4 protein-coding genes are annotated in these 5,227 nt (G+C 68.9%); all 4 read right to left on the bottom strand.

Features of this window, described 5'->3' with window-relative positions; translation table 11 throughout:
* A partial coding sequence (locus tag LQV45_RS17170) for a gluconokinase, GntK/IdnK-type (RefSeq protein ID WP_230008067.1) occupies positions 1–2,089 on the bottom strand: 2,089 nt, incomplete at its 3' end.
* Positions 2,079–3,308: a D-mannonate dehydratase ManD gene (gene manD, locus LQV45_RS17165; RefSeq protein WP_230008066.1), complete on the bottom strand. Its 1,230-nt coding sequence runs from the start codon at positions 3,306–3,308 to the stop codon at positions 2,079–2,081. The genes LQV45_RS17170 and manD, both read right to left, overlap by 11 nt.
* Before the next feature lie 91 nt (positions 3,309–3,399).
* Positions 3,400–4,431: a sugar kinase gene (locus LQV45_RS17160; RefSeq protein ID WP_230008065.1), complete on the bottom strand. Its 1,032-nt coding sequence runs from the start codon at positions 4,429–4,431 to the stop codon at positions 3,400–3,402.
* Positions 4,431–5,102 carry a bifunctional 4-hydroxy-2-oxoglutarate aldolase/2-dehydro-3-deoxy-phosphogluconate aldolase gene (locus tag LQV45_RS17155; protein WP_230008064.1) on the bottom strand — a complete coding sequence of 224 codons (672 nt, stop codon included), beginning with the start codon at positions 5,100–5,102 and terminating at the stop codon, positions 4,431–4,433. The genes LQV45_RS17160 and LQV45_RS17155 overlap by 1 nt, the downstream gene beginning before the upstream one ends.
* Between the last annotated feature and the right edge of the window lie 125 nt (positions 5,103–5,227).

Below are 5,227 nucleotides of genomic sequence, written 5' to 3'. Positions count from 1 at the left end.
CCGTGGGGACCTCGGTGGTGTACCAGGGGATCTCGGCGGCCATCGGCGTGGACCACTTGATCCGGATCGCTGCCTCCTGCGCGAAGCCCTTCACATTGGCAAACACGAACGCGGCGTCATATTTGTCCGCGTAGTCGCCGGTGGCTTCCTCGGAGATGACGGACATGAAGTTCACGCCTTCCTCCCCTGCCGCCTTGCGCTGCGCCGCCGTCTTGAAGAGGTGCACCTCAAAACCGGCCCGCTCCAGTTCCGCGGCCACCACATCGAGGTAGGCCAGGGGATCCGCCATGGTGAAGTCCGAGCCGCCGGAAATGCCGTACAGCCGGATCCGCTTGTGCGTCCGCGGTGTGATGGGCAGGTTCTGCGCAGTGTCCTTCACCAGGGTCACGGTCTTGTCCGCAATTTCGGCGGCGATGGCCAAGTGCGCTTCGCTGCCGATCTTTGCCAGCGCCTCCGCCGGCGGGACGAGGGATTCCCGCGCGGCCTTGTGCAGTCCGAGCGAGGCCTTGAGGGCCAGGATCCGGCGCAGCGCGTCATGCAGCCGCGCTTCGGTGATGACCCCGGACTTGTAGCCGTCCAGCATGTACCCGAAGTCCTCGGCCGGGTTCCGGAAGAACAGGAACATGTCGCACCCGGCCGCAATGGTGGCCGGGACGAGCTCGCTGCGCTTCATGGCCTGGGTGAGGCCGATCATCTGGGACGCATCGGTCAGGATCAGCCCGTTGAAGCCGAGCTCGCCGCGCAGCAGGTCCTGGAGGAGTTCCGGCGCCAGGGTCGCGGGCAGGATGTCCTCCGCCGCGAGGCCCGGACGGAAATGCCGTGACAGGTCCGGTGCACCGATGTGCCCGACCATGATGGACTGCACGCCGTGCCCGATCATCTCCCGGTACACGTGCCCGTAGGTCGCGTTCCACTGCTCGTAGCCGAACGTGTTGTAGGACGTGACCACGTGCTGGTCCCGCTCGTCCAGGCCGTCACCGGGGAAGTGCTTCATGGCGCACACGGTGGGCGATTCGCTGATGCCGTCGAAGTACTCCTTGGCCCGTTCCACCACGATCTCCGGGGTGTTGCCGAAAGCCCGGGTGGAGATGACGGTGTTGCGCCAGTTGTAGTGGATGTCCACGATCGGCGCGAAGGCCCAGTTGCAGCCCAGCGCGGCGGTCTCCACCCCGGCAACGCGCCCCATCTGGCGGGCGATGCCCTTGTCCGGGTGCGAGCCCGCCTGCAGGTGGGTCGAGACGAACGTCCCGTCGTCGCAACTGCCGGCGCCGCCCATTTCCGGGTTCGATGCGATCAGCAGCGGCACCCGTGTCTTGGACTGCGCGTACCGGATGTGCTCCTGCACCTCGGCCGACGGCCCCGGCCGGTACCGCATGCCGCCCACGTGATACTGCTCCAGGACACCGTCGAGGTATTCCGGGGAGTAGTCGTTGTTGTGGTTGATGAACAGCTGCCCGATCTTTTCCTCGTCCGACATGGAGCCGATGGTGGACTCCACCCACGCAATCGCGGCATCGTCGAGGTTGAACGGCGCGGCCTTCAGGTCCACCAGGAACCGGGTGGCTCCGCCCTGCAACCCGTCAAGGGCCGCAACAGTGTCGTCAACGATCTGGTTCACTGGCGTGGCGATATCCACTACAACACTCGCTTCATCCGTTTGGAGTTCTTCCAGGGTTTCGAGCTGCGAATCCAGCAGCGAGAGCGGCATGAAATGGCCCGGACGCGCTGCCATGCGGCTGCCGAGCAGTTCCCGGGTGCCGTGCAGGTGCACGAACACCACGGAGGAGTCCCCGCTGCGGATGATGTCGCGGTAGGAACGCTTGAGCGCGCTGCACGCGATGACCAGCCCGGAGTCCGACGCCGCGAAGCGCCTGCCGACCTCGGCCAGCCAGGGTGCCCGGTCGTCGTCGTCCAGCGGGGTACCCGAGGCCATCTTGTCGATGTTCGACTGCGGGTGCAGCGAGTCGCCGTCGAGGAATTCCGCCCCCAGGCGGTCGGCGATGGCCGCGCCCACGGTGCTTTTGCCGCAACTGGTCACGCCCATGACGACAATGTGGGCGGGACCGGCGGACTTCAGCTCACCAGTCATGGACGGTGCCGTCGACGAGGCGGTTGTAGGGCAGGTAGGCCTGCTGGTAGGGGAACGCGGCGGCGGCTTCTTCGTTGAATTCGACGCCGATGCCGGGCTTGTCGCCCGGGTGCAGGTAGCCGTCGACGAAGGTCATGGATTGTTCGAAGACCTCGTTGGTCGCATCCGAGTGCTGCATGTATTCCTGGATGCCGTAGTTGTGGATCGCCAGGCCCACGTGCAGCTGCGCGGCGAACCCGACCGGGGAGATGTCGGTGGGGCCGTGGAAGCCGGACTTGATCTGGTACTGCGCGGCGTAGTCCATCACCTTCTTCAGCGGGCTGATCCCGCCGAAGTGGGTGGAGGCTGCCCGCACGTAGTCGATCAGCTGTTCCTTGATCAGGGCCTGGTAGTCGTAGACGGTGTTGAAGATTTCCCCGATCGCCAGCGGGGTGGTGGTGTGCGCCCGGACCAGGCGCAGGGCCTCCTGGTTTTCGGCCGGGGTGCAGTCCTCGAGCCAGAACAGGTCGTAGGGTTCGAGCGCCTTGCCCAGCTTCGCGGCCTGGATCGGGGTCATCCGGTGGTGCCCGTCGTGCAGCAACGGGAGTTCCGGGCCGAACTCGTTGCGCACCGCCTCGAACACGGTGGGCAGGTGGCGGAGGTAGGCGCGGGTGTCCCAGTCCTCCTCCTGCGGGAACGCGCCGCGCCCGGCCGGTTCGTAGTCGTAGCGCTCCCCGGAGGCCTGGGCCTGGGCCGCGACGCCGTAGACGGCCTTGATCCCGGGCACCGCGGTCTGGATCCGGATCGACTTGTAGCCCAGTTCCAGGTGCTCACGGACCGAATCGAACAGCGACGGCAGGTCCGCGCCGGAGGCGTGCCCGTACGCGCGCAGCCCGTTCCGGGACGCCCCGCCCAGGAGCTGGTAGACCGGCATCCCGGCGAGCTTGCCCTTGATGTCCCACAGCGCCATGTCCACCGCGGCGATCGCGGCCATCGTGACCGGGCCGCGGCGCCAGTACGAGGACCGGTACAGGAACTGCCAGGTGTCCTCGATCCGGTGCGGGTCCTTGCCGATCAGCAGCTGCGCGACGTGCTCCTTCAAATAGGCGGCCACGGCGAGCTCGCGCCCGTTCAGGGTCGCGTCCCCGATCCCGGTCACGCCGTCCTCGGTGGTGATCCGCAGGGTCACGAAGTTCCGGGAGGGGCTGGTGACGAACACTTCAGCGGCAATGATTTTCACAACAGGTCCAGGCTTTCTTGGTCGGTGAATGTCGGGCGCGCCGGATAGCCGCCAGTGTGGTTCAGCGCGGGTGGTTCAGCGCGCGGGGGGCTTAGCGCTGGGTGGTTCCGCCCGGCGTGGTCCCGAGCAGTGCCAGCTCCGCACGGCCGGGCAGGCCTTCCCAGTCCCCCGCGGTGCTGACGGCGAAGGCTCCCGCCAGGGCGCCGCGCTGCAGGCGGCCGGCGACGTCGGCGCCGTCGAGCAGGGCGGACAGGTAGCCGGCGGTGAAGGCATCCCCGGCGCCCACGGTATCGATGCTGGTCACAGGCACGGCGGGCACTTCCCATCGCCCGTCGGCGGTGTGGACACCGGCGCCGGCGGCGCCGCGCTTGACCACGACTTCGCGGACGCCGCGCTCCAGCAGTTCGGCGGCCATGGCTGTTTCGGCGGCATCTGCATCTGTATCGGCATCGCCGGGGTGCGGTGATCCCTCCGGGCCAGCTCCCACCGGGTCAGCGACCAGCCCGAGCTCATCGTCGGAGGCGATCACGATGCTGGCGTGCCGGGCGAGCGGCGAGAGCGCGGCGCGGGCCTCCTCCCGGGTCCAGAGCTTGCTGCGGTAATTGACGTCGAGGGAGACCTCCATGCCTTCGGCGGCGGCGCGCTCGGCCGCGTACTCCACGGCCTTGCGGGCGTCGGGGCTGAGGGCGGCGGTGATGCCGGTCAGATGCAGGATCCGGGCCCCGGCCGCCAGGGCACGGTCCAGGTCCTCCCGGCCGAGGGTGGACCCGGCGGATCCGGCGCGGTAGTAGAAGGCCCGGGTGACATCCGCGGTGCGCTGTTCAAGGAACATCACCCCGGTGTTCCTTGCCGCGTCAATCCGGTGCCGCAGCCCGATCCCCTCGGCGCGCAGCTGCCGCAGAATGTATTCCCCGTGCGGGTCAGCGCCGACAACCCCGGCCCAGGTGACGCTGTGCCCGAGCCGGGCGACCCCGACGGCCACGTTCGATTCGGCCCCGGCCACGTGCATGCCGAGGCTGCCGCCGGCGGACAGCGGGCCGGTGGACCGCAGCGAGACCATGGACTCGCCAAACGTCAGCAGGTCGACGCCCTCCCCAGCCAAAGCCGGGCCGACGGCGGCCATCACCGCAGGCTCTCCGCGCGGGGGCGGCCGAATCCGGCGGCCAGGGTCACGAAACCGCGGGCCCGCTCCCGCATCGGGGCGAGGTCGCCGCCGGAGCCGGCATCGCCGAACAGCGGTCCGCCGAGCCCCACGGCAATGGCGCCGGCTTCCCAGTAGCCCTCGGCTTCATCCAACCCGACGCCGCCGACGGCGATGAACGGGATCCCGGGGAACGGGTCGCGGAGCGCCTTGAGGTAGCCCGGACCGCCGATGGAAGCGGGGAAGAGCTTGACGGCCGTGGCGCCGCGGTTCATGGCTTCGTGGGCTTCGCTGGGTGTCAGCGCACCGGCGAGCACAGGCAGTGCCAGCCGGGCCGACTCGGCAATCGACTCTGCCAGCGACGGGGTCACCATGAACTGGCCGCCCGCATCGGCGACGCGGGCAACGTCCCGGGCCGTCAGCACCGTTCCGGCACCGACGAAGCAGCCCGCGGGGGCGGCCGCGCGGACTTCCCGGATGGCTTCAAGGGCCCGCGGCGTGGTGAGCGCTATTTCGACATACCGGAAGCCCTCCTCCATCGCCGCGAGGGCTGCCTTCGCGGCGGCCGCGCCGTCCGTGCCGCGCACAATGGCCACCAGCCGGCTTTCCTGGATCCCGGCCAGCAGCAGTTCGGGCGTCAGGGTGTTCTCCATGTCAGGCTTCTCCTTCGGGGCAAATACGTCGGGGCAACTACGTCGGGGCAACAGGTCCGGTCCCAGCGTTCCGGCGTTCACCACTCGGCGAAGGCGCCGTCGGGGTGCCGCCAGACGGGACCGCG

This window comes from Microbacterium sp. Bi128 (assembly GCF_918698205.1).
This window is presented reverse-complemented; position numbering and strand designations above follow the sequence as displayed.